The organism is Neorhizobium sp. CSC1952, from assembly GCF_030378245.1.
Classification (GTDB): Bacteria; Pseudomonadota; Alphaproteobacteria; order Rhizobiales; family Rhizobiaceae; genus Neorhizobium; species Neorhizobium oryzae_A.
Map to the genome: position 1 here is coordinate 1,080,197 of NZ_CP128416.1, position 25,105 is coordinate 1,105,301.

The 25,105-nt window shown below is 64.2% G+C and carries 21 protein-coding genes and 1 pseudogene; 11 read left to right on the forward strand and 11 right to left on the reverse strand.

What is annotated here, in order from left to right; translation table 11 throughout:
* Positions 1–59 precede the first annotated feature (59 nt).
* On the reverse strand, positions 60–1,091 hold the full coding sequence (locus tag QTA58_RS05595; protein WP_289672023.1) for a uroporphyrinogen decarboxylase family protein: 1,032 nt from the start codon (positions 1,089–1,091) through the stop codon (positions 60–62).
* A gap of 166 nt (positions 1,092–1,257) precedes the next feature.
* On the opposite strand from QTA58_RS05595, the gene QTA58_RS05600 reads away from it, so the two are divergent.
* Both QTA58_RS05600 and QTA58_RS05605 read left to right on the forward strand, forming a co-directional pair.
* Complete coding sequence (locus QTA58_RS05600; RefSeq protein WP_289672024.1) at positions 1,258–1,965, forward strand: ribonuclease activity regulator RraA; 708 nt, start codon at positions 1,258–1,260, stop codon at positions 1,963–1,965.
* Positions 1,962–2,888, forward strand: a complete 927-nt coding sequence (locus QTA58_RS05605) for a dihydrodipicolinate synthase family protein (RefSeq protein WP_289672025.1) — start codon at positions 1,962–1,964, stop codon at positions 2,886–2,888. Before QTA58_RS05600 ends, QTA58_RS05605 begins: the two co-directional genes overlap by 4 nt.
* Positions 2,889–3,062: 174 nt before the next feature.
* On the opposite strand, the gene QTA58_RS05610 is transcribed toward QTA58_RS05605, so the two are convergent.
* Positions 3,063–4,175, reverse strand: a complete 1,113-nt coding sequence (locus tag QTA58_RS05610) for an NAD(P)/FAD-dependent oxidoreductase (protein ID WP_289672026.1) — start codon at positions 4,173–4,175, stop codon at positions 3,063–3,065.
* Positions 4,176–4,288: 113 nt separating this feature from the next.
* Between QTA58_RS05610 and QTA58_RS05615 the strand changes: the two genes are divergently transcribed.
* From QTA58_RS05615 to nadE, 5 genes are all read left to right on the forward strand, one after another.
* Complete coding sequence (locus QTA58_RS05615) at positions 4,289–5,242, forward strand: D-2-hydroxyacid dehydrogenase (protein ID WP_289672027.1); 954 nt, start codon at positions 4,289–4,291, stop codon at positions 5,240–5,242.
* 29 nt (positions 5,243–5,271) lie between these two features.
* Entirely contained in the window at positions 5,272–6,117 is an 846-nt protein-coding gene (locus QTA58_RS05620) for a GNAT family N-acetyltransferase (protein ID WP_289672028.1), read from the forward strand.
* Positions 6,118–6,240: 123 nt separating this feature from the next.
* Positions 6,241–6,495: an acyl carrier protein gene (locus tag QTA58_RS05625; RefSeq protein ID WP_085423352.1), complete on the forward strand. Its 255-nt coding sequence runs from the start codon at positions 6,241–6,243 to the stop codon at positions 6,493–6,495.
* Positions 6,496–6,505: 10 nt separating this feature from the next.
* Positions 6,506–8,059: a class I adenylate-forming enzyme family protein gene (locus tag QTA58_RS05630; RefSeq protein WP_289672029.1), complete on the forward strand. Its 1,554-nt coding sequence runs from the start codon at positions 6,506–6,508 to the stop codon at positions 8,057–8,059.
* Positions 8,056–9,054 (forward strand): NAD(+) synthase, encoded by a 999-nt coding sequence (gene nadE / locus QTA58_RS05635; RefSeq protein WP_085422220.1) that lies wholly within the window; start codon positions 8,056–8,058, stop codon positions 9,052–9,054. Before QTA58_RS05630 ends, nadE begins: the two co-directional genes overlap by 4 nt.
* Positions 9,055–9,260: 206 nt before the next feature.
* Here nadE and QTA58_RS05640 read toward each other — a convergent pair whose 3' ends face one another.
* Both QTA58_RS05640 and QTA58_RS05645 read right to left on the reverse strand, forming a co-directional pair.
* Positions 9,261–10,367, reverse strand: coding sequence for a hypothetical protein (locus QTA58_RS05640; protein WP_289672030.1), 1,107 nt, complete (start codon positions 10,365–10,367; stop codon positions 9,261–9,263).
* 277 nt (positions 10,368–10,644) lie between these two features.
* The gene (locus tag QTA58_RS05645) at positions 10,645–11,037 is read right to left on the reverse strand and encodes a PRC-barrel domain-containing protein (RefSeq protein WP_085422218.1); all 393 of its coding nucleotides are present in this window, start codon (positions 11,035–11,037) and stop codon (positions 10,645–10,647) included.
* A 240-nt stretch (positions 11,038–11,277) separates the two neighbouring features.
* On the opposite strand from QTA58_RS05645, the gene QTA58_RS05650 reads away from it, so the two are divergent.
* The 3 genes from QTA58_RS05650 to pgi all read left to right on the forward strand — a co-directional run bounded on the left by QTA58_RS05650 (position 11,278) and on the right by pgi (position 16,071).
* The gene (locus tag QTA58_RS05650; protein WP_289672031.1) at positions 11,278–12,975 is read left to right on the forward strand and encodes a long-chain fatty acid--CoA ligase; all 1,698 of its coding nucleotides are present in this window, start codon (positions 11,278–11,280) and stop codon (positions 12,973–12,975) included.
* Positions 12,976–13,115: 140 nt separating this feature from the next.
* The gene (locus QTA58_RS05655) at positions 13,116–14,360 is read left to right on the forward strand and encodes an alpha/beta hydrolase (protein WP_289672032.1); all 1,245 of its coding nucleotides are present in this window, start codon (positions 13,116–13,118) and stop codon (positions 14,358–14,360) included.
* Positions 14,361–14,445: 85 nt separating this feature from the next.
* Positions 14,446–16,071, forward strand: coding sequence for a glucose-6-phosphate isomerase (gene pgi, locus QTA58_RS05660; protein WP_289672033.1), 1,626 nt, complete (start codon positions 14,446–14,448; stop codon positions 16,069–16,071).
* A 276-nt stretch (positions 16,072–16,347) separates the two neighbouring features.
* Here pgi and QTA58_RS05665 read toward each other — a convergent pair whose 3' ends face one another.
* The 4 genes from QTA58_RS05665 to pyrC all read right to left on the reverse strand — a co-directional run bounded on the left by QTA58_RS05665 (position 16,348) and on the right by pyrC (position 20,475).
* A complete protein-coding gene (locus QTA58_RS05665; protein WP_289672034.1) occupies positions 16,348–17,274 on the reverse strand; it encodes a carbohydrate kinase in 927 nt (308 codons plus the stop codon).
* A 61-nt stretch (positions 17,275–17,335) separates the two neighbouring features.
* Positions 17,336–18,031: an orotate phosphoribosyltransferase gene (locus QTA58_RS05670; RefSeq protein ID WP_085422213.1), complete on the reverse strand. Its 696-nt coding sequence runs from the start codon at positions 18,029–18,031 to the stop codon at positions 17,336–17,338.
* A gap of 97 nt (positions 18,032–18,128) precedes the next feature.
* On the reverse strand, positions 18,129–19,313 hold the full coding sequence (locus QTA58_RS05675) for a GGDEF domain-containing protein (protein WP_289672035.1): 1,185 nt from the start codon (positions 19,311–19,313) through the stop codon (positions 18,129–18,131).
* 118 nt (positions 19,314–19,431) lie between these two features.
* On the reverse strand, positions 19,432–20,475 hold the full coding sequence (pyrC, locus tag QTA58_RS05680; protein WP_289672036.1) for a dihydroorotase: 1,044 nt from the start codon (positions 20,473–20,475) through the stop codon (positions 19,432–19,434).
* Between the two features lie 270 nt (positions 20,476–20,745).
* On the opposite strand from pyrC, the gene QTA58_RS05685 reads away from it, so the two are divergent.
* Positions 20,746–21,639: a tetratricopeptide repeat protein gene (locus QTA58_RS05685; protein ID WP_289672037.1), complete on the forward strand. Its 894-nt coding sequence runs from the start codon at positions 20,746–20,748 to the stop codon at positions 21,637–21,639.
* A 33-nt stretch (positions 21,640–21,672) separates the two neighbouring features.
* On the opposite strand, the gene QTA58_RS05690 is transcribed toward QTA58_RS05685, so the two are convergent.
* The 3 genes and pseudogenes from QTA58_RS05690 to QTA58_RS05700 all read right to left on the reverse strand — a co-directional run bounded on the left by QTA58_RS05690 (position 21,673) and on the right by QTA58_RS05700 (position 25,036).
* Positions 21,673–22,710: a 4-hydroxyproline epimerase gene (locus QTA58_RS05690; RefSeq protein WP_289672038.1), complete on the reverse strand. Its 1,038-nt coding sequence runs from the start codon at positions 22,708–22,710 to the stop codon at positions 21,673–21,675.
* A gap of 15 nt (positions 22,711–22,725) precedes the next feature.
* Positions 22,726–23,422: pseudogene (locus QTA58_RS05695) on the reverse strand (SDR family oxidoreductase).
* Positions 23,423–23,503: 81 nt separating this feature from the next.
* Positions 23,504–25,036 (reverse strand): glycosyltransferase family 39 protein, encoded by a 1,533-nt coding sequence (locus QTA58_RS05700; protein WP_289672039.1) that lies wholly within the window; start codon positions 25,034–25,036, stop codon positions 23,504–23,506.
* Positions 25,037–25,105 lie beyond the last annotated feature (69 nt).

Sequence of the window (25,105 nt, forward strand, 5' to 3'; positions counted from 1 at the left end):
CGGCGGGCCGGATCGAAGTGCGAAAGCGGTGTTCGCACTTCGGCGGGTATTCTGCTGGGTCAGGCCGCTTCGCCGAATTCGCGGCGCATGATCTTCGCACCCTCGACCATGGCCTTCATCTTGCCGAAAGCGACGTCGCGCGGCAGGTATTTCATGCCGCAATCCGGCGCGACGATGATGTTCTCCGCCTCCACATAGGGCAGCGCGCGGCGGATGCGGTCGGCGACGACTTCCGGCGTCTCGACGTTCATGTCCGAGAGATCGATGACGCCGAGCATCAGCGTCTTGCCGGAAAGGCCGGTCAGCGTCGAGCAGTCCAGCTTGGACTGCGCGGTCTCGAGCGACACCTGATGGCAGGAGCAGCCGGAAAGCTGGGTCAGGAAGGAATAGCCCGACGGGCGCTCGTGGATGATCGCCGCATAGCCGAAGCAGATATGCACGGCGGTGGTGCCCTTCACGCCGTCGAGCGCCCGGTTGAGCGCCGCGAGGCCATATTGTTCCGCCTTCTGCGGCCGGGCCTGCATATAGGGCTCGTCGATCTGCACCACGTCGGCGCCGGCGGCGAAGAGATCCCTGATCTCGGCATTGACGGCATCGGCATAATCGTAAGCGGCCTCTTCCTCGGTCTTGTAGTAATCGTTCTGCGCCTGCTGCGACATGGTGAAGGGGCCGGGCACGGTGATCTTGATCTTGCGGTCCGTATGGCTGCGCAGGAACTTCACGTCGTCGGCCTCCACCGCGTGCTTGCGGCGGATTTTTCCGGTGATCCGGGGCACCGGGTTCGGATGGCCGGAGCGATCGAGCGCTGTGCCGGGATTGTCGAGGTCGACGCCTTCGAGCGCGGTGGCGAACCGGTTGGAATAGCTCTCGCGGCGGATCTCGCCATCGGTGATGATGTCGAGGCCGGCTTCCTCCTGCGCCTTGATCGCCATGATCGTCGCGTCGTTCTGCGCTTCGGCCAGATATTCCTGCGGAATGCGCCAGAGCTCTCGGGCACGGACGCGGGGCGGGAAACGACCGGCGAGCTTGGCGCGGTCGATCAGCCATTCGGGTTGCGGGTAACTGCCGACGAGTGTCGTTGGAAAAAGCATTGCCATCCTCCCGTGTGTCAATGTTGAAAGACGTTATACAGCGATGGAGCCATATCCTGTCAACAAAAACGCCGACATCACTTTCCTTGACGAACGGGGGCACGCGAAGGAATATCGCGCCCGCTGCCGGTCTTCGGCGGCTCAAGACATTTCCCGAGGAGAATTCATGTCGCTGGACCCTGAGATCGTCGAGACGCTGAAGAGCGTTTCCACCGCCACCTTGACCACGGTGCTTTTGAAGAAAGGGCTCAGAAACGTCTGGATGCGCGGCACCAGGCCGCTGAAGCCCGGCCAGGGCCGTGCCGTCGGCAAGGCTTTCACGCTGCGCTTCGTGCCCGCCCGCGAGGACCTCGCCACGCCCGAAAGCTGGGCCTCGCCGATCTCCACCCGCGCGGCGATCGAGGCGATGCCGGAAGGCTGCGTCGCAGTCGCCGGTGCGATGGGCATTACCGATGCCGGCATCTTCGGCGATATCCTCTGCGCCCGCATGGCGAAGCGCAACGTGGCGGCGCTGATCACCGACGGCGTGATGCGTGATGCGGAAGGCGTGCTTTCAAGCGGCATGAAGGTCTGGTGCGACGGCATCGCCGCTCCGCCTTCGGTCGCCGGGCTCACTTTCGTCGGCTGGCAGGAGCCGATCGCCTGCGGCGGCGTCGCCGTCTTTCCGGACGACATCGTCGTGGTGGACGAGGACGGCGCCGTGCTGATCCCGGCGAAGCTCCTCGATGCCGTGCTGGCCGAGGCGCCCGAACAGGAGCGTATGGAAGCCTGGATCATGACGGAGGTCGACCGCGGCGTGCCGCTTCCGGGCCTTTACCCGATGAATACCGAAACGAAGGCACGCTACCAGGCCTGGAAGGATGCGCAGAAATGACATTCGGAACCCATTCGAAGGGCGTCTACGCGATCGCCACCACGCCGTTCCTCGAAGACGGTTCGATCGACTTCACGTCGGTCGACCGGCTGACGGATTTTTATGAGGAGACCGGCTGCACCGGCATTACCATTCTCGGCATCATGGGCGAGGCGCCGAAGCTGGAGCCGGAGGAAAGCCGGGCGATCGTCAAGCGGGTGGTCTCGCGCGCCAGGGTGCCGGTCATCGTCGGCGTCTCGGCGCCGGGTTTTGCGGGCATGCGGTCGCTGGCACGGGATTCGATGGAGATGGGCGCCGCCGGCGTGATGATCGCGCCGCCGCCTTCGCTTCGCACGGACGACCAGATCGTCAGCTATTTCGCCGGCGCCGTCGAAGCGGTCGGCGGGGACGTGCCATGGGTGCTGCAGGACTATCCGCTAACGCTGACGGTCGTCATGTCGCCGGGGGTGATCGCGCAGATCATGACCAATCATCCCTCCTGCCTGATGCTGAAGCACGAGGACTGGCCGGGGCTCGAAAAGATCTCCAGGCTCAGGGCCATGCAGAAGGCGGGAGAACTGCGCCCCTTCTCGATCCTCTGCGGCAATGGCGGCCTGTTCCTCGATTTCGAGCCGGAACGCGGCGCCGACGGAGCCATGACCGGCTACGGTTTTCCGGACATGCTGACGGAGCTGGTGCAGCTTTTCGCGGACGGCAAGCGCGACGAGGCGCATGACCTCTTCGACGCGCATCTGCCGCTGATCCGCTACGAACAGCAGGTGGGGGTCGGCCTTGCGGTGCGCAAGCATGTGCTGAAGCGCCGCGGGGTGATCGCGACCGACGTCCAGCGCAAGCCGGCGCAGATGCTCACCCCGGCAGCGAAGGCAGAAGTCGACTATCTGCTCGGCCGCATGGCGAAGAAGGACAAGCGGGCGGCGTTCTGAAGCGGAAGGTGCTTCAGCGACGGCAATGGGCGGGCGCCCCCTCATCCGCCTGCCGGCACCTTCTCCCCGCTGGGAGAAGGGGATATGCCGCGCCGTCGCCGTTCCTCCTCTCCCCTCGGGGAGAGGGTGGCCGAGCGTAGCGGAGGCCGGGTGAGGGGGCCGCTTGCCCCTGACTTATCGAACGAGATACCGCACCCTCTCCGCAATCGCCATCGAAGCCGTCAGCCCGGGGCTTTCGATGCCGTAAAGGGCTGCATAGGCCGGGTGGCCGGTGGCCTCCGGCCCCTGGATGACGAAGTCGCCGCCCCCTCCCCCCTCCGGGCCGACGACCTTCGGCCGCATGCCGGAATAGGCGGGCTGCAGCGCGCCATCGGCAAGGTCCGGCCAATAGCGGCGGATCGCGGCATAGAACTTGTCGGCGCGGCGCGGATCGACGTCGTAGTCGATCGTCTCCACCCATTCGACATCGGGGCCGAAACGGGCCTGACCGGCGAGATCGAGCGTCAGGTGGACGCCGAGCCCGCCCGGCTCCGGCACCGGATAGATCAGCCGGCCGGCGGGAGCACGGCCGCTCAGCGAGAAATAGCAGCCCTTCGCATAATGCCGTTCCGGCATGGCCCTCCGGTCCAGGCCGCTCAAGCTCTCCGAGATCGCCCAGGCGCTGAGGCCGGCCGCATTCACCACCAATCTCGCCTCGATCTCCACCGGATCGCGGCCGCCGACCGAGAGCCGGATCGCATCGGACAGAAGCTCGCCGCCGAGAACGGGAGAATTGAGGACGATAGCGCCGCCATGCGCCTCGATATCGGCGATATAGGCCTCCATCAGGCGATGGCTGTCGATGATGCCGGTCGAGGGCGAGACGAGCGCCGCAAAACCCCGGATCCGCGGCTCCAGCCGGGCAAGCTCCGTGGCATCGATCAGGCGGCAGTCGTCGACGCCATTCGCTTTCGCCTGTTTCAGCAGTTTTTCGAGATAGGCGACCTCCGCCTCGTTCGAGGCGACGACCAGCTTGCCGCATCGCCTGTGCGGGATATGGCGCTCATCGCAATAGCCGTAGAGCCTGTGCCTGCCGGCGACGCAAAGCTCCGCCTTCAAACTGCCGGTCGGGTAATAGAGCCCCGCGTGGATGACCTCGCTGTTGCGGGAAGAGGTGATGCTGCCGGTCATCGGCTCGGCTTCGAGGAGGACGACCTCGCGGCCGGCGATCGCCAGTTCGCGCGCCACCGCCAGCCCGACCACGCCGCCGCCGACGACGACGCAATCGAGCTCCAGCACTTCGCTCATATCCTCCTCCGCACTTTTGCCTTCCGATTGCCGGTCCGGATGATATACGAGAAAACCGGCGCGGCCAGCGCTCCGATCGGAGGAGGAGTTTAATCAATGCAAGGCTTTTATCGATGCTGAAGGTGGTATTTCTTGATCGCGATACGATCGGTCCTTCGGTGACGATCACGAGGCCCGCTTTCGCGCACGAATGGGTGGAATACGGCAAGACGGCGCCGGAAGAGGTCGCGGCACGCATCAGGGATGCCGATGTCGTCATCACCAACAAGGCGCCGGTGCGCGAAGCATCGATCGCCGGGGCGCCGAAGCTCAAGATGATCGCGGTCGCCGCCACCGGCTACGACGTGATCGACCTTGCCTTCGCCAAGGAGCGCGGCATCACCGTTTCCAACGTGCGCGGCTATGCGGTCAATACGGTGCCGGAACACACGTTCGCGCTGATCTTCGCGCTGCGCCGCTCGATCGCCGGCTTCCGCCAGGACGTGATCGCCGGCGAATGGCAGCGGGCCAACCAGTTCTGCTTCTTCAACCATCCGATCAAGGATCTCGCCGGCTCGACGCTCGGCATTTTCGGGCGCGGCACACTCGGCAAGTCGGTGGCGAAGATCGCAGAAGCCTTCGGCATGAAGGTCATCTTCGCCGCCCGCAAGGATGCCGAGAAGATCGAGCCCGGCTACACTGCCTTCGGCGAGGTGCTGGAGACTGCCGACATCATCACCTTCCACATGCCGCTGACGCCCGCGACCCGCGACCTCATCGGGCTGCCGGAATTCCGCAGGATGAAGCGCCGCCCGCTGATCATCAACACGGCGCGCGGCGGGCTGGTGAACGAGGCCGACCTGGTGACGGCACTCGACGAGGGATTGATCGCCGGCGCCGGTTTCGACGTGCTGACGAAGGAGCCGCCGGCGCCGGACAATCCGCTGCTGACGGTGCTCGAGCGGCCGAACGTCATCGTCACGCCGCATGTCGCCTGGGCGAGCGACGAGGCGATGCAGACGCTCTGGGCGCAAGTGATCAGCCATGTGGAAAATTTCGAAAAGGGCACGCCGACCAACGTGCTTTAACCGAACTACGCTTTAAGGGAGCGCCGTCGATGGACCTGAATACCGCCGTCACCCGTCGACCGCTTTCGGCCTGCTCGCTGGACGAGGGCGCCGCCGCCTTCACGGAAGGATTCTCCGGCTATGTGGTGCCGGTGAACGTCACGCCGCAGGCATTGGCGCTGCGCATCCAGCGCGAGGATGTCGATCCCGCCATCAGCGAGGTCTTCTTCGACGGCGAGCGTCCGGCAGGCATCCTGCTCGTCGCCCGGCGCGGCGAGCGTTCCCGCATCAGCGCCCTCGGCATCGGCCCGACGATCCGCGCCAAGGGCCTCGGCCGCGCCGTGATGGGCGAGGCGATCGAAGCGGCACGGCAGCGCGGCGACCGGCAGCTCGTCCTCGAAGTGATCGATTCCAACGTCCGGGCCCGCGATCTCTATCTCTCGCTCGGCTTTGCGATCACCCGCAAGCTTGTCGGCTTCGGCCGCAGCCGCAGGCTCGCCACGCCGGATGCCGCTCCCGCCGCGGAATGCGATCCCGGAATGGCGGTGGAGATACTTTCGAAGTTCTCGGATGCCAATCCGACATGGCAGACGGACCCGGTCTCGTTCCGGCACGCGGGCTCGCCGCTCAAAGGTTTTGCGCTGGATGGAAGGGCCGCCGCATTGGTCGACGACAGCGGCCGGGACGTGCGGCTCTATGGTCTTGCGGCCGATCCGGCGCATCGCCGGCAGGGTCTCGGCCGGTCGCTGGCGGACGGGCTCGCCGCCCGCTATCCCGGCCGCAAGCTCTACATTATCGAGAACGTGCCGCAAGGCGTGCTCGACCGGTTCATGCGGCGTGTCGGCTGGCGCAAGAGCACGCTCACCCAGTCCGAAATGGTGCTCGGCCTCAGATAATCCGCCCTTAAACGATACATAGCTCGAATAGTATTTCCGGCTTTAGCGAAACATTTAGGGGTCGTGCGGAAGATGTCGGTTCAATCAACCGCGCGACAGACCTGGATGGAAAGGGGCCGGCCGATGGCGGAAGCATTCGAAAATACGGTACGCGAGTTCATTGCGGAGAATTTCCTGTTCCGCGCGGACGCTCAGGTGGCGAACAACCAGTCGCTGCTCGAAACCGGCGTGATCGACTCGACCGGCGTGCTGGAGCTGATCGCTTTCCTGGAACAGACCTACGGCATCACGGTTGCCGATAACGAGATCGTTCCGGAAAATCTCGACAGCATCGACAACGTCACGCACTATCTCTCGGCCAAGCTGGCCGCGGCCTGAGGATGCGCTCATGCGCATAGAGGCAAGGCTCCGCGACAGCGCCCGACGGTTCGGGGAGAAGACCGCGCTCATCGCGGGCGCGGTCCGGCTGACTTATGCGGACCTCGATGCGCAATCCGACCGGCTGGCGGCAGGCCTCATGCGCGCCGGCATCAGGCCCGGCGACCGGGTGCTCATGGTGCTGGACAACTGCCACGAAGCCGTGCTGAGCTTCTTCGGCGCCTGGAAAGCCGGCGCGGTGCCCTGCCCGCTCTATCCGGCGATCAAGGCGGAAAAACTTTCAAGCATTCTCGGCAGCACGGAGGCTTCGGCAATCGTCGCCCAGGCGCGGCAGCGTCCGATGGTGGATGCTGCCATCGCCATGACGAAAATCCGTCCGGTCCTGATCGTTGCCCAGGCAGGCGCCGGCGAAGAGATCGGCGACGCGCTGCGTTTCGAGGCGCTGCTGGCAGGGGAGCCGAAAAGCCCGCTCCGCGAGCGCGCGAACAGCGAGGCGCTGGCACTGCTGATCCACACTTCGGGCTCGACGGGCCGGCCGAAGGGCGTGATGCTCACGCATGCCAATGTGGCGGCCGCCTGCGACGCGATCGTCTCCTATCTCGGCAACACGGCCGACGACATCGTGCTGAACGTGCTGCCGCTCTCCTTCGGCTACGGCATCACCCAGGTCGTCACGATGGTGACGGTGGGCGGTACGCTGGTGCTGGAAAAGAGCTTCGCCTTCCCGCGCAAGATCCTGGAACGGCTCGGCGAGGTCAAGGCGACCGGCTTCCCGCTGGTGCCGCCGATGGCCGCTCTGATCACCGGCATGAAGGATCTGGCGCCGGGCTTCCTGCCGCATCTGCGTTACATCACCAGTGCTGCGGCTGCCATGCCGCCCGCCTTTACCGAAAGGCTGCAGCAGCTTCTTCCCCGGACGCAGCTCTTCCTGATGTACGGCCAGACCGAATGCCTGCGCGCCACCTATCTGCCGCCGGAGGAAGTCTCCCGCCGGCCGCTTTCGGTCGGGCACGCCATTCCGGGCGGCACGGCTTTCGTCGTCGACGAGGACGGCCGGCCGGTCCCTCCCGGCACGATCGGCGAACTCGTCGTCGAGGGACCGCATGTGATGCCCGGCTATTGGGGTGACGGCCTGGCCTCGGTGCGCGCGCTTTCGCCGGCGGCCGACGGGCGGCGCCTGCATACCGGCGACCTCTTCCGCGCCGACGCGGACGGCTTCCTTTATTTCATCAGCCGGCGCGACGACATCATCAAGACGCGCGGCGAAAAGGTGAGCCCGCAGGAGGTCGAGCGTGCGCTTTACGCGCTGCCCGGCATCAGGGAGGCCGCGGTCGGCGGCGTCGACGATCCGGTCTTCGGCCAGGCGATCCGCGCCTATGTGGTGCTCGAAGACGGCGCGACGCTCACCGAGCGCGAGATCATCCATCACTGCGCGGGCCAGCTCGAAGACTACATGGTGCCGAAAAGCGTCGAGTTCCGCGACGCACTGCCGCGCACGACGACCGGCAAGATCCGGCTCGGCGCCGGTGAAACCAGCGAAATCATACGGGAGAACGTGGCATGACCCAGAGCTTGAAGCGCGCAGAGGCGGCCGAGAAATTCTCGCCCGATACGTTGAAGCTCGATGCGGAGGCGGAGATCGAGCGCATCTGCGGCTGGATCCGCGAAGCGGTGCTGAAGGACCTGCGCAAGCGCGGGGCGGTGCTCGGGCTCTCCGGCGGCATCGATTCCAGCGTGACGGCGGCGCTCTGCGCCCGCGCGCTCGGGCCGGCCAAGGTGACCGGCATCTTCATGCCGGAACATGACAGCGATCCCGAAAGCCTGCGCCTCGGCAGAGCGCTCGCGGAAGCCGTTGGCATCGGGACGGTGCTGGAAGACATCGGCCCGGCGCTCGCCGCCGCCGGCTGCTATGCCCGCCGCGACGGTTTCATCCGCCAGGTCGTGCCTGAATTCGGCGAGGGCTGGGGCTGTAAGGTGGTGCTGGAAGACGCGCTTGCCGGCCGCGGCTACAACATCTCCTGGCTGGTCGTCGCCAATCCGCAAGGCGAACAGAGCCGCCACCGCATGCCGCTCGACGTCTATCTCGGCATGATCGCGGCCGCCAACATGAAGCAGCGCACCCGCAAGCAGATCGAATACTACCATGCCGACCGGCTGAACTTCGCCGTCGCGGGAACGCCGAACCGGCTGGAATACGACCAGGGCTTCTTCGTGAAGAACGGCGACGGGGCCGCCGACTTCAAGCCGATCGCGCATCTCTACAAGAGCCAGGTCTATCAGCTCGCCGAAGCGCTCGGCGTGCCGGCCGAGATCCGCCGCCGTCCGCCGACCACCGACACATGGTCGCTGCCGCAGGGGCAGGACGAATATTATTTCTCGCTCCCCTACGACCGCATGGACCTCTGCCTCTACGGCCTCGACAACGGCATTTCCCGGGAAGACGTCGGCGAGGCCGCCGGCCTGACGCCGGACCAGGTGGATGCGGTGTGGCGCAACATCGGATCGAAGCGCAAGGTGGCGGAATATCTGCATGCGGAGCCGCTGACGATGCTGGGGTGATCCGGAGGAAATCCCCTCACTTGCAATTTCTGAAACTTAGCCTTTGGCTAAGATTTCGAAATTGCTTTCTCTCCCACAAGGGGAGAGATAACCGTGCCGCGCGCTCGACGCTCTACCTCTCCCCATGTGGGAGAGGTTACTAAATCAAGATCTTAGCCAGCGGCTAAGTCTTAGATTTTGTTGGTGAGGGGATCACCCCGCCAACCCTACTCGAACCGGTCGCCGATCAGCCGCGCCCAGCCTTCGCCCGCCAGTCCGCTGATCAGCGCCTGCCCCGCCCTGACCGGTTCGAGCAGGCTCTTGTCGCGTGCCGCCGCGACATAGAAGGAGCGGCTGTAGAAGAAGGCGCGGCGGGTCATCAGCGCCGGGTTCAGCCAGGGATGCGCCGCACCGCGCAGCCCGGCGCAACCGAGCCCATGGGCATGGGCGAAAAGATCGTCGACGAGCTCGCCGGCCGCGGCCGGCGCAGAAACCGCCTGCAGGACCCAGCCGATGCCGCCGGGCTCGGTGAAATAGACATAGGCGGCGAGCGGGCGGCCGTCGGCACCGTAGCCGACCCGCCATTCCGGATAGCCGAATTTCCGTTTCTGCTCGGCCTGATCGAGAAACCAGCCGATATTGTCCACCTCCCATCGCGGTCTCAGCGGATAAAAGTCCTTCAACACCAGCAGCGCCGTGCCGAATTCGGCGGGCGTCACGTCGCGAAAAGCAAGTTTGCCGCCCTGGGCCGGATGGAAGGACGCCTTTCCGACAAGCGCGGTCGCGCGGTCGGTCAATCGTCCGAACGGGCGAAGCAGCCGCGCGAGGCCGACGCGCCGTTCCAGCAGCTGCACGCCGACGGAGGCGGGCCGCAGGACCTTCAGCCAATTCAGGCTGTAACCAGGATCAAGGGGATGACCGGCCTTCTGCCACATGCCGAGCGCCGTCTGGTTTGCGGTCTCCGTCAGGGAAATATCCTGTGGGCCCGACAGGAAAGCGCGCACGAGGCGCGCGCCTGCAAGCGGATTTTCCCTCGGGTTCTCGACCATCAGCGAGCCCGCGAAAGCTGCGCGCAACGGCCGGCCGTCGAATTCCAGGCGTGCGGGAAAGACGCCGACGAAACCGGATATGCGGCCATCTCCCGCCGCAAAGACCTTTGAGCGGATATCGGGCTCCGCCCAGGGATGATCGAAAAAAGCCTCCTCGAGATAGGCATTCAGCGAGGGAGATTGGATTTTGGAGTTACGGAACGTCTTCTGGAAAAGCCGTGCGACGGGCTCGACATCCCCCCGCTCGAAATCGCGGACCGTACCCGCCTCCGTCTTTGCCGTCATGCCCCGTCACCTCACTGGAGGCACGACCTTGCACGAGGAGGATTAAATAAACGAAAAAGAGGCCCCGCAAATCGCGGGGCCCCAGACTGCTGACAAAGGTTCGAAATCTCTGATCGTCATGCTCGGGCCTGTCCCGAGCATCTGCAAACCATCGACGTTTATAGATCCTCGGCACAAGGCCGAGGATGACGCCGAGCAAGACGCGAGGTTTGTCATCAAGCTGAGGCCCCGCAAATCGCGGGGCCCAAAACTCGCCTGCGTGGTATCGATCAGGCGATTACATCCAGTAGGGCGGGACGCCGTAATAGTCGTAGATGGTCCGGCCCTTGTCGTTGTACCAGGTCTCGTCGTCGAGATCGCGGTAACGCGGCGCGCCGGTGATCTGGTCCTTGGTCAGGTCGATGCGATAGCCGTCGAGCTGTTCGTCATAGCGCAGCTTTTCCCAGGGCAGCGGATAGTAATCGTCGCCGATCCCCAGGAAGCCGCCGAAGCTCAGTACCGCATAGGCGACGCGGCCGCCGCGCTTTTCCAGAAGCACGCGCTCGATCGAGCCGATATGCTTGCCGTCGGCGCCGTAAACTCGCGTTCCTTCCACCTTGTCGCTGGCGATCAGCGACGGGGAATCCTTGACATAGGGGTCCTGACCGGCTCTCGGTTCCTGATGCAGCATGACGCACCTCCTTTGTTTCCTCATGCATTGTCACATCGGAAAAACGCCTCTCCCGGCGGGATGTTCCCCGGCGCGTGCAATCATTGACGTTTACGTCAAAGTTATATAGCTGTTTGACATGCGCCTATGGTTGAAGCCCGGGCGCCATGGCATAATCTGTTTCGGGCGGCAAAATGGAGGATTTTGCAGCCCACGCGCCGGCAAGCGCGGTACGGCAAAAAAGCGATAGAGGAGGTCCATATGAACGAAGTCACAGCACGTACCGACGCCAATCCGGAAAAAATCTGGCTCGCCTCCTACCCGCCGACGGTTCCGGCGGAAATCCCGCCGCTGCAGCATCATTCCCTCGGCGAGCTCTTCGAAGACAGTTGCGCACGGTATGCGGACCGTCTCGCCTTTTCGAGCATGGGCAAGTCGCTGACCTTCCGGCAGCTCGAAGCGGAAAGCCGCAAGATTGCCGCCTGGCTGCAGGCGCAAGGGTTCGCGAAGGGCGATCGCATCGCCGTCATGCTGCCGAACATCCTGCAGAACCCGGTGGTCGTCTACGGCATTCTCCGCGTCGGCCTGGTGGTGGTCAACGTCAACCCGCTCTATACGCCGCGCGAACTGGAGTACCAGCTCAAGGATTCCGGCGCCAAGGCGATCTTCGTCCTGGAAAATTTCGCCCGGACCGTCGAACAGGCTTTGCCGAACACCGGGATCAGGCACGTGGTCGTGGCGACCATGGGCGACATGCTGGGCCTCAAGGGCCATATCGTCAATCTCGTCGTCCGCCGAGTGAAGAAGCTCGTGCCGGCATGGTCGCTTCCAGCGGCCAAAAGCTTCAAGCAGGTCATCGCCGAAGGGGCCCGATCGGCCATGAGCCCCGTCGAGGCTTCCGCCGAGGACATTGCGTTCCTGCAATATACCGGCGGCACGACCGGCGTTTCCAAGGGGGCGATCCTCACCCATTCCAACCTGCTCGCCAACAAGGAGCAGATGGCGATGTGGCTCGAAACGGCCTTTCTTTCGAAGCCGCGGCCGGACCAGCTGCAATTCCTCTGCGCCCTGCCGCTCTACCATATCTTCGCGCTGACGGTGAATTCGCTGATGGGCGTCGCCACCGGCAGCCACAATATCCTCATCGCCAACCCGCGCGACATCCCCGCCTTCGTCAAGGAGCTGCAGAAGTACCGGATCCACATATTTCCGGGCCTCAACACGCTGTTCAACGCGCTGATGAACAATCAGGATTTCCAGAAGCTCGACTTTTCCGCGCTGCTGCTCGTCTTCGGCGGCGGCATGTCGGTGCAGCGGCCGGTCGCCGAACGCTGGCTGAAGATGACCGGCTGCCCGATCACCGAGGGCTACGGTCTTTCGGAGACCTCGCCCGTCGCGACCGCCAACCGGCTCGATACGAAGGAGTTCACCGGCATGATCGGCCTGCCGATATCGTCGACGGAAGTCTCCATCCGTGACGACGACGGCCGGGACGTCGAGCTCGGCGACGTCGGCGAAATCTGCATCCGCGGCCCGCAGGTGATGGCCGGCTATTGGAACCGCCCCGACGAGACCGCCAAGGTGATGACGCCGGACGGCTATTTCCGCACCGGCGACATGGGCTACATGGACCGCCAGGGCTATACGAAGATCGTCGACCGCAAGAAGGACATGATCCTCGTCTCTGGCTTCAACGTCTATCCGAACGAAGTGGAAGAAGTGGTCGCCACCCATCCGGGCGTACTGGAATGCGCGGCGATCGGCGTGCCGGACGAACATTCCGGCGAGGCGGTGAAGCTTTTCGTGGTGAAGAAGGATCCGAACCTGACGGAAGCCGACCTGAAGGCCCATTGCGCCGCCAATCTCACCAACTACAAGCGTCCGCGCTTCATAGAATTCCGCACCGAACTGCCGAAATCGAACGTCGGCAAGATCCTGCGGCGCGAGTTGCGGGGCTGACCGACCGTTGCATCGCTGCGACAGGCGGCAATCAAGAATTGGTCACATAGGCGGAATTCCGCGGTTAGCAGTGGACGGCCCGACGATCCTTGATTAGCGCTTTCCGGTAAGGGCTTGAACAGGAGCATGTTGGAGTTCGCTTGGAGAGCCGCGCCGGATTTTCCTTCCGCCTGATCGCCGTCGCTGCGGTGCTGGCCGTTCTCGCTGGTTGCGCCGGGCGGCCCGAAGGCGTGCTCATTCCCAACTCGGCTCAGGCTGCCGGAGCCTCGAAGGTCGATGTCCTCGTCGCGACCACGCGGCGTCCCACCGAGACGCCCGGCGTGCTGTTTTCGGGCGAACGCGGCAGGGAACCGCATGTCACCGAGATCGCCGTCTCCATTCCGCCGGACAGCGCCCGCGAGATCGGTCAGGTGCAGTGGCCGTCGAAGCTGCCCGCCAATCCGGCGAAGGAGTTCGCGACCGCCTCCGTGACGCCGCTGACGGTCGATGGCGCCCGAAGCTGGCTCAGAGGGCATCTGCCGAAAAGCCGCCGCGTGCTGGTCTTCGTGCACGGCTTCAACAACCGCTACGAGGACGCGGTCTACCGCTTCGCCCAGATCGTCCACGATTCGAAGGCGGACGTGGCGCCGGTGCTCTTCACCTGGCCGTCGCGCGGCAGCATCTTCGCCTATAATTACGATAAGGAAAGCACGAACTATTCCCGCGATGCGCTGGAAGAGATGCTGCACCGGCTGGCGAAGGAGCCGGAGGTCGGCGAAGTCACCATCATGGCCCATTCCATGGGTTCCTGGCTGACCGTCGAGGCGCTCCGGCAGATGGCGATCCGCGACGGCCGCGTGGCGCCCAAGATCCAGAACGTCATCCTCGCCTCCCCCGACCTCGATGTCGACGTGTTCGGCCAGCAGCTCGCGGAAATCGGTGAGAATCGTCCGCATTTCACCCTCTTCGTCTCGCGGGACGACCGGGCGCTCAGCCTGTCGCGCCGCATCTCCGGCAATATCGACCGACTCGGGCAGGTGGACCCGACCGTCGAACCCTATCGCAGCGAGTTCGAGAAAGCCGGCATCGTGGTGCTGGACCTTACCGCGCTCAAGACCGGCGACAGCCTGAACCACGGCAAGTTCGCGGAAAGCCCGGAAGTGGTGAAGCTGATCGGCAACCGGCTGATCGAAGGCCAGGCGGTGACCGACAGCGATGTCGGGCTCGGCGACCGGCTCGGCGCCGTGGCGCTCGGGGCGGCGCAGACCGTTGGAGGAGCGGCGAGCGTCGCCGTCAGCACGCCGATTGCGATCTTCGATCCGGCGACCCGGCGCACCTACGACGAACAGGTCGAGCGCCTGGGCAATGCCGTCGGCAACACGGTCACCACGGCGGTCGGGCAATAGGTGAAAAGCCTTCCGCGGCGCTTGATTTGACGGGGAAAGCGAATAGGTTCCCGTGCATCCCCTTTCCGAGCGTGAGGAAGCCCCCATGCAGGCCATCATCCAAGACCTGAAATCCGCCGTCACGAAGACCAACGCCACGAATATCCGGGCCGCTTTCGCCGCCGATCCCGAGCGTTTCGAAAGGTTCAGCGCCACCTTCGGCGACCTTCTGATGGACTATTCCAAGACGGCCGTGAACGAAGAAATCCTGCTGCTGCTGCAAAGGCTTGCCGAGGTCGGCGGCGTCGCCGCCAAGCGCGAGGAGATGTTTTCGGGCGTTGCAATTAATTTCACGGAAGGCCGTGCGGTCCTGCACACGGCGCTCCGCAACCGGGCCAACAAGCCGGTCCTGGTCGACGGCAAGGATGTGATGCCGGAGGTCAATGCCGTGCTCGCCGCCATGGGGAAATTCGCCGACGGCATCCGCTCCGGCGCATTGAAAGGCGCCACCGGCAGGAAAATCACCGATGTCGTCAATATCGGCATCGGCGGTTCGGACCTCGGGCCGGTCATGGCGACGCTGGCGCTCGCCCCCTTCCATGACGGCCCGCGCGCGCATTTCGTCTCCAATGTCGACGGCGCGCATATCGCAGACACGCTGAAACTGCTCGACGCCGAAACCACCCTCTTCATCATCGCATCGAAGACTTTCACGACCATCGAGACGATGACCAATGCGGCTTCCGCCCGCGCCTTCATCGCGGACAAGCTCGGAGAGGCCGCGGTGAAGCATCACTTCGCGGCCGTCTCCACGGCGCTCGACAAGGTCGCCGCCTTCGGCATCGAGAGCGACCGCATCTTCGGTTTCTGGGATTGGGTCGGCGGCCGCTACTCCATCTGGTCGGCGATCGGCCTGCCGCTGATGATCGCGGTCGGCCCGGAAAACTTCGGAGAGTTCCTCGACGGCGCGCATGCGATGGACAACCATTTCCGCACCGCGCCGGTGCGCCAGAACCTGCCGATGCTGCTCGGATTGATCGGCTTCTATCACCGCAACGTGCTGAACTATCCCTCGCGCGCCATCCTGCCCTACGACCAGCGGCTCCTGCGCTTTCCGGCCTATCTGCAGCAGCTCGACATGGAATCGAACGGCAAGGGGGTCACGATCGACGGCAAGCCGGTCGAGGGCAATTCCGGCCCGGTCGTCTGGGGCGAGCCCGGCACCAACGGCCAGCACGCCTTCTACCAGCTCATCCACCAGGGCACGAGCATCATCCCGGCGGAGTTCATGATCGCGGCCAACGGCTTCGAGCCGCATCTGCGCCACCAGCACGAGCTCCTGATCGCCAACTGCCTGGCGCAGTCGGAAGCGCTGATGAAGGGCCGCACGTTCCAGGAAGCCAAAGAGCAGCTCCTTTCCAAGGGCATGGACGAGAAACAGGCGGATTTCATCGCCCCGCACCGCGTCTTTGCCGGCAACCGGCCGTCGATCACCTTCGTCTACGACAAGCTGACGCCCTTCGCGCTCGGCCGGCTGATCGCGCTCTACGAGCACCGCGTCTTCGTCGAAGGCGTGCTCTTCCGCATCAACTCCTTCGACCAGTGGGGCGTCGAACTCGGCAAGGAACTGGCGACCGGCCTGCTGCCCGTCGTCGAAGGCAAGGAGAGCGCCGCGGGCCATGACAGCTCGACGCAGGGGCTGGTGAAGGCTTTGGCGGAATTGAAGAAGTAGTTCGGCTGATGTGATTTGGGTTCGGCGGGTTTCTTCGGGCCGGATTTTTTCGGGCATGCCGTGTCAGCCCCCCTCTGCCCTGCCGGGCATCTCCCCCACGGGTGGGGAGATTGGATGGACGCGCCGGTTTCCCCAATCAATAAAGGTGGGAACTCTGCATATGGTCTATTTGGCGGGAAAGTCCTGCCAGTTGTGATCTCCCCACCCGTGGGGGAGATGCCCGGCAGGGCAGAGGGGGGCTGACACGGCATGCCCTGGAATATAGACCGCGTCGCCCTACAGACCGATCTCATGCGCGAAGGGCGGATTGGCGCCGGCGCGGGAAACCGTGACGGCGGCGGCCTTAGCGCCGAGCGCCAGTGCCTTGCCGACCTGCTCTTCCGTGAGCGCCGCGACCTTTTCCTTCGTCAGCAGGTCCTGCATCTTGAACGAAGCCAGGATGCCGGCGTCGAACGTATCGCCGGCGCCGACCGTATCGACCACCGTCACCCGCTCGCTCGGCATGGAGACCTTGAAGCTTCTCGTATAACCCGTAGCACCCTCGGCGCCGCGGGTGAGCACGACGAGCTTTGCGCCTTCGTTCAGCCAGTGGGCGGCGAGCGCATCGTGATCGCCCTCCATCCCGAACCAGTCGAGGTCCTCGTCCGAGAACTTGATGATATCCGACATGGCGGCCATGCGGCGCACGCGGCCCATATGCTTCTCCTTGTCCTTGATGAAGCCCGGCCGGATGTTCGGGTCGAAGGAGATGACGCGGCTTTTGTATTCGCGCGCCATCAGCGCCTCGTAGGTGCCGCCGCAGGGCTCCGGGATGAGGCTGATCGCGCCGAAATGCATGGCCTCGCAGTCGCCGCCGAGCGCCGGCAGATCGGCTTCGGTGATCATCCGCCCGGCCGTGCCCTCGTCGTAGAAGGCATAGCTTGCCTGGCCGTTGACGAGCTTGACGAAGGCAATGGTCGTCGGGCGCGAAGAGACGGCGGCGAGGCTGTAATCGACCCCGCTCTTTGCCAGCGTCTCGCGCAGGATGTCGCCCATCATGTCGTCGGAGATGCCGGTGAAGAAGGCTGTCGGCTGCCCGAGGCGGCCGAGCGCGATCGCCGTATTGAAGACCGCGCCGCCGGCATAGGGCGCGAACCCTTTTTCGCCTGCCGTCGTCTCGCGCGGCAGCATGTCGATCAAGGCTTCGCCGCAGCACAAAATCATGGGGTTCCTCCCGCTCGCTCTCAACGTTTTTCAATCGATTAAGCGAGCTTTTGTAAAAATGCTAGAGCGAAAGCTCACTCACCCCGCCATTACGGCCCGACCACGCGAGCGGCGCGTCGAGGAAGGCTTCGACTTCCGACAGCGTCTTCTCGTCGAACAGCTTGCCGGCGCGCGCGACCGCAAGGACGTTGCGCCAGGTCGCGATGTGGTGAAGCTGGACCTTGCCCTTGGAGAAGCGCAGTCCGGCCTCCGGGAAGATATCGTAGAAGAAGAGCGCGATGCCGTGGTCGACCACGCCGCCGGCGGCGCGGATCGCATCGATGAACGTGAACATGCTGCCGCCCGCCGTCGTCAGGTCCTCGATGACGAGAACGCGCGCGCCCTCCGGCATATGGCCTTCGATCTGCGCGTTGCGGCCATGGCCCTTCGGCACCTTGCGGACGTAGATCATCGGCAGGCCGAGCCGCTCGGCCAGGAAGGCTGCGAACGGAATGCCGGCCGTCTCGCCGCCGGCGACGCAATCGAACCTCTCGAAGCCCGCATCGCGCATGACGGTCGTGGCGGCGAAATCCATGATCGTCGAGCGGATGCGCGGGTAGGAGATGAGCTTGCGGCAGTCGATATAGACCGGGCTCATCATGCCCGAGGAAAGCTTGTAGGGCTTGTCGGCGCTGAAATGGACCGCCCCGATCTCCCAGAGCATCTTCGCCATCAGTTCGGCCATTACGCCGCGGTCCGGAAATGTGGTCTGAATCATGCGCCGCTCCTTCTTTTTCAAAACCACGCGCCGCAATAGCAGCAAGCGGCGGCCGGCGCCAGACGGTGCCGCGGTCGATGCCATAAATAAAAGAGGATCAGGCGCTGGTCCGCGTGTCGTTCAGATCCACGGGCCGCAGGTACCCGGCGACTTCCACCCGGTCGCGTCCGGCGCGCTTGGCTTCGTAGAGCGCATTGTCGGCAAGGCTGAGCACGGTTTCGAAGGGTTGGCCGCCTGCCGCCCCCATGGCGATGCCAGCGCTAACAGTGCAGCGAAGCGATGCTTCGCCGATCCTGATCTCGCGGGCGGCGAAACTGCGCGAGATATCGTTGGCTATCCGCTCGGCCCGGCCCGAGAGGACGTTGTCCAGGATCACGACGAACTCCTCGCCGCCAAGCCGCGCGATCGCATGCGGACGTTTCGCGCCCGCGCCCTTTACAAGATCCTCGGCAAAGATCTTCAGCACCAGATCGCCGGAAGCATGGCCGTGCTGATCGTTGATGGACTTGAAACGGTCGATGTCGAAGACGATGACGGCCGTGGAGGAGCCGAGGATCCGATGACCATGCTGCTCGAAAAGCGCGCGGCGATTGAGAAGCCCCGTCAGGGCATCCGTCATCGCGTCGCGGCGGTGATGGGCCGCCATGCGCCATTGGTGCAGCGCGAGCGAGAGGGCACCGATGCCGGTCATGCCGGCGATGCACACGCCGATATTCAGAGTTTCCGCCCAATTGTCCGGCGCATGGCCAAGGACCCATTGCCTGTTGGAGATCAGAACGGCGGCACACAGGGCAAACGAAAAACCGCTGATCGTGTAAAGGGCGGCCATGCCGCCCAGAGGTCCCGGAGCTTCCGGGCGAGCAAGCCAATATTGCCGGGCGGTGCCGGTCAGCAGCAAAGCGGCGGCGAGGTTCATGGCGATGAAGCCGAGGCCGTCGAACCCACTCGCCATCAGAGGCAGGCCGAGGGCCATGTTGACGACCGACAGGCCGGCGGCCAGCCGCCAGGGCCTGATGCCCGTGCGGAACTGAACGGAGGCGGAATAGATGGTGCTGAAGCCCGCCATCAGGAAGGCGTAGGCGAAGGATGCGCCGACAAGGCCGGCTTCAAGCGTATAGGAACTGTAGACGAAAATGCCGGAAACGGTGAGGCCGAGGGCGACGACGAGCGTGAGCAGAAAGGAATCGGTGCGACGGGAAAACCACGTGCCGAACAGCGTCACCATCAGGCACGCCGCCGACACGCCGAGCGCCAGCAGAAGAGAATGGTAGTCAAGCATCATGCCAAGCTTTCTCTTCGGGCACACCCGGCGGAAAATCTGGGCTTCACGCTACCTGGGGATTCTATCCAAAAGGTTACCGGATCAATCCAAATGCAACCGATCCCGGCGGCACTTGATCTTACGCCTCAACCACTTGCCAGTAGAGCGGGAACATCGGGTCGAAGACCGTGATCGGCCCGGCGCCGGTCTCCCGCTTGTCGGGAAATTTCGCCGGCTCGTCCCGCTTTTCGAGCGTGATCCTCTCCTCGTTCGGTTTCAGACCGTACCAGGCCGGACCGTTGAGAGAGGTGAAGGCTTCCAGCTTGTCGAGCGCATCCTCTTCCTCGAAGACATGCGCCAGGCAGCTCATGGTGTTCACCGAGGTATAGATGCCGGCACAGCCGCAGGCGCATTCCTTCAGCGGATCGACATGCGGCGCGGAGTCCGTGCCGAGGAAGAAGCGGGCGTCGCCCGATGTCGCAGCGGCGCGGAGCGCCAGCCGGTGGTTCTCGCGCTTGGCGACCGGCAGGCAGTAATAGTGCGGACGGATGCCGCCGACCAGGATGGCGTTGCGGTTGATGATCAGGTGATGCGTGGTGATGGAGCCGGCCAGATTGCCCCTGGACGACTTGATGTAATCGATGCCGTCGGCGGTCGTCACATGCTCCATGGTGACCTTGAGCTCCGGCAGGCGCCGGCGCAGCGGATCAAGGACCGTCTCGATGAAGACGGCCTCGCGATCGAAGATATCGACCTCCGGCGTCGTGACCTCGCCGTGCACGCAAAGCGGCAGGCCGATCTTCGCCATGCGCTCCAGCACCGGCATCGCCTTGTCGAAATCCCGGACGCCGCCGTGGGAATTGGTCGTGGCACCCGCGGGATAAAGCTTCACCGCGGAGATGAGGCCGCTCTTCCTGCCTTCCTCCACATCGTCCGGATCGGTGTGCTCCGTCAGGTAGAGCGTCATCAGCGGTTCGAAGCGGTCGCCCTTCGGAAGCGCCGCGAGAATACGTTCCCGATAGGCCCTGGCATCCCCTGTCGTCACCACCGGCGGAACCAGATTGGGCATGATGATGGCGCGGGCGAAATGCCGGCTCGTGTCGCCGATCACCCCTTGCAGCACGGCGCCGTCGCGCAGGTGCAGATGCCAGTCATCGGGGCGGCGGAGGGTGAGCGTCTTCATGGGGAAACTTCCGGAACTGATCGATGCGTCCCCATACCACCAACGGCTCGCACAAGACAATCCAAAGTGATGGGGTGCGGCCCGCCATACCCCGATCTGCCGAATACCGACATTCACGCAAATGTGCAGGATAGGAGAGGAGAATCCGTCACGAAAGCTCAAGGCAGCAGGAACCGCCGCCCGCGTTTCAGCGTTCGTACGCAATCTGAAGAATCAGTTAAGTCGGAGCGAACAATGAAATCCCGCGCCTCTAAAGTCAACAGGGGTTTTATGATTGCCACAGGCACCGCCGTGGCGCTCTGCGCATTGGCGGTTTCTCCTGGCGCCGAGGAACGGGCCAACCTGCAGATCGTCCCGGCCATGCAGACGGAATGCGACCGCCTGGCCGGCAGTCCTTACGACCAGCAGCGCAACAGCGAGTTTGCGCCGGTCGGCATCGACGAGATCGACGGTTCGGCGGTCAATGCCTGCCGCACGGCTTACGAGGCGACGGGCAATCCGCGTTTCGCCTATCAGCTCGGCCGTGCGCTCAACAAGACCCAGCAGGCCGACGAGGCGATGAACGCCTATGATGCCGCCGTTCAGGCAGGCTATCCGGCCGCCAAGGTGAATTTCGGCATGCTGATGGGCCGGCTAGGCGACGAGCAGGCGGAATTCCAGCTCTATTCGGAGGCGGCCCAGAGCGGCAACGTGCTCGCCGCCTACAATCTGGGCGTCGCCTACCGCGATGGCCTCGGCACGCAGCCGGATGTCCAGAAGGCACTGCAATGGTTCGAAAAAGCCGCCGGGGAAGGCGACGACACGGCCGCCTTCAACATCGGCGTGATTTATGACGAAGGGCAGCTCCTGCCGCAGGACGACCAGACGGCGATCGCCTGGTACGATCTCGCCGCCCAGCGCGGCAATACGGATGCGATGATCAATCTCGGCCTGATGTACGAGGCGGGAGAAGGCGTCGCAGCGAATGCCGTGAAGGCGGCCGAACTGTACCGCGAGGCAGCGGAAAACGGCGATACTTTCGGCGCCTACAAGTTCCTGCAGATGCAGGAGCTCGGCGTCGTTCCGGCTCCCGTCGATCCCTCGACGCCCGAAGGCGTCAATTCGCTGGTGCTGAAGCCGGGCGACCTGAAGCAACCGACGGTCACCGCCGGCAAGGAAATCTGAGGCTCGGATTTCGAAAGCTCAGATTTCGAAAGCTCAGATTTCTCCGGCGGACGGTCCCCAGACATCGGTCATCGCGAAACCTTCCGAGAGCGGATCGAACGGGTCGAGCGCCACCTGATGCAGACCGAATGTGAAGCCGCGCCCGGCGATCGTCGGGATGATCGCCGGCTTTCCCGCGACCGTCGTCTCCGCCGCCAGTCCCACCTCGAATTGCGATCCGATGATCGAGCGCGACTTGAAGACATCCCCGACCTTTACCTTCCCCCGCGCATGCAGCGCTGCGAGATTGGCGGAATTGCCGGTGCCGCAGGGCGAGCGGTCGGCCCGGCCCGGCCACATGGTCGTGCAGGTGCGCACCGTGCCGTCGGCCTCCGTATCCCGGAACATCACATAGGCCACGCCGGAGATCGCCGGGATTTCCGGATGCACGACGGGGATTTCCCTGTTGATGAGATCCTTCAGCACCATGCCGGCCTGGACGAGAGCCGCGGCATTGCCCTTCTCGATCGTCAAATCGATCTGGCCGACATCCACCAGCGCATAGAAGATGCCGCCATAGCAAAGGTCGAGCGTGATCTCGCCCCAGTGCGGCGTCTCTAGGTGCACGTCGAGCTCATGCACGAAGGACGGCACCATGGTGAGCTTCACCTTCTCGCAGCGGCCGTCGCGGCAGGTGGCGGTCGCCTTGACGAGACCGGCGGCCGTTTCAAGCGTCACGATCGTCTCGGGCTCCTTCATCTCGACAATGCCGGATTCCAGAAGCGCGGTGGTGACGCAGATGGAATTCGAGCCCGAGCTCGCATGCGCCTGATCAGGCTGCAGGATGATGAAGGCGGCGTCCGCGTCCGGATGTTTGGCCGGCAGGAGCAGATTGACCGAGCCGATCGGCGCGCCGCGCGGCTCCAGGCAAAGGAAGCGGCGCAGCTCCCGCCCTTTCGGATCGGTATTCAGCCAGTGTAGCTGGGCGGCCACCGTTTCGCCCGGGATCTTCGGCACGCCGCCCACCGCGACCTTGCCGATCTCGCCTTCGCAATGGACGTCCAGAAGCTGGATCGTGCGCTTCCATCTCATGAGATATGCTCCAGATCAGACGTGCCGGGTGATGCCGCCATCGACGCGGATGTTCTGGCCGGTGATGTAGCCGGCGCCGTCGGACAGCAGGAAGGCCGCCGTCTTGGCGATCTCCTCCACATGGCCGATGCGCTTCATCGGCACCTTTTCGGCGGTTTCGGGCTTGTGGTTCAGGCTGTCGATATAGCCGGGCAGGATGCAGTTCATGCGGATATTGTCGGCCGCATAACGGTCCGCATAGAGCTTGGTGAAGGCGCCGGCGGCTGCGCGATAGGTACAGGACACCGGAAAGACCAGCGAAGGCGAACGTGGTGATGTTGACGAGGGCGCCCTTGCCCTGTTTCAGCATGACCGGCGTGACGAGCCGCGCCATGCGCACCAGCGACAGGATCATCATGTCGGAACCGAGGGTCCAGGCCTCGTCGGCGATGTCGAGCAGGTCTCCCTTCGGCGGATGGCCGGTATGGTTGACCACGGCGTCGATCCGCCCGTAGGCCTTCATCGTCAGGTCGAAGATCGACTGGATGTCCTCCGCCTTCTCCGCCACCCCACGGGACGCGACGCCGCCGAGCTCCGACGCCAGCTTCTCGCAGCTTTCCGACGGCGACATCAGCGCCAGCCTGTAGCCCTGTTCGCGCAGTTCGCGGGCGATCGCCTCGCCCATGCCGCGTCCGCCGCCGGTGATCAGCGCCACCTTTTCCGTCTCAGCCATCGGATTCTCCTTGAAATTTCGCCGCCCGAAAGCCGGCATTCGCGAACAGATATCGCAGCTCCGCGGCTTTGCCTACCGCCTTCAACGAAGCCAGAGATAGCCGAGCCTCAGCCCCGCTTTGCCGTCGCCGTAATAATAAGGAAGCGACAAAGATTGCGATGGGGATGGTGTCAATGCAAGCGCATCGACCGAAGACAGGTCGATCGGCTGCGTGCCGGGCGTTTTTCCGTTATCGGCCCAGATGGCCAGAACCGGCCCCTTCATCGCATCCGGAGACGGAAACCCCTCGACCGGCTGCGCGGAATCGATGACCGGCACGCCGGGAAACTGCAGCCGCATATTGCCGGCGAGATGCATGCCGGCCGCGACGATCAAAGCCGGCTGCTGTCCGGATTTCAGTGTTTCGGCGAAGGCCGCGAAGGGATAGTTGATGCGGGAATAGGAGCCGGTCAGCCCCGCCGTCAGCGTCCTTCCCGCCAGCGGGATCAGCGTCACGGCCATGATGACGGCGAAGAGGGGAATGAAGCGCCTGAGGCTCGCGCCGGTATCCGCCCCCGCCCTTTCCAGCTTCAACAGCAGATAAAGCGGCAGGACCAGCAGATAGGGGTCGAGCCAGCGTTCGGTGATCCTGGTCGTTCCCGCGACGACGATCACCAGCACGACGCCGAAAAGCGCAGTCAGCATCATGATGCCGAGCAGGCGCGTCCAGCGGTCTCCTGCCCTCAACGCCTGACGGAAATCCCTCTTGAAGGCCGCTGCGAAGATGACCACCGTCAACGCGCCGAAGGCTATGCAGGCGAGAACGAGCGAGCCCAGCGCGCGGGCAAGACGGGCAAGCCCCTGCGGCGCATCGGCCTCGACCATCTTGCCGATCGTGCCGGCCGTCGCGAGATCGAGATTGCCGAGCAGCCAGAGCGCGTGGGGGAGGACGATCGCCAGGCCGAGGACCGCCGTCAGCAGCACGCGCGGATCGAAAAGTCGGAGACGCCAATCCCGGTCGCAGAAGACGGCGACGGCCGCCGCGGCCGGCAGCAACACGAAATTATATTTGGAGATGGTGCCGATGCCGATCGCAATCCCGAGAACCGCGTAGCCCTGCCAATCGGACCGGACAAGCGTCCGGAAAAGTCCGTAGAGGAAGAGCGACGCGGCCATCAGCACCGCGATGGTATGCGTCAAGTCCTGCTGCGGCATATAGGAGAGCTGCGGAAGGGTGAGCAGGCTCAGCATCGCCATCGCCACGAAGGGTGGGCGCCGGTCGATCTCCCGTGCCGCCATGCCGAAGAAGAAGTAGCACAGAAGCAGCATCAGGAACTTCGGCAGCGTCAATGCAAACAGCGATATGCCCATCACGCCGACGAAGGCGTTCTGGACCCAGTTGTAGAAAGGCGGCTGCGGCCCGTAACCGGCAAGCCAGTATTGCGAGAACAGCGCCTGCTCGGCCTCGTCCAGCGTCAGCGAATTCGGCAGCGCGAGCCGCACGGCGATGCTCAGCGCGAAATAAATGCCGAGGACGATCGTCGCCGGCCACAGGCCCTGCGAGAGGAACCCGGTCAGCCCGCCGGCGTTTCCGGTTTCCTTGCGCGCAAAGGCCGGGCTGCTTTCACGATCCATTTCTGCTCCCCGCACCGGAAGATGTCATGGCAGCAGGTGGCACGACGCGCGATGCGGATCAACAGGGAA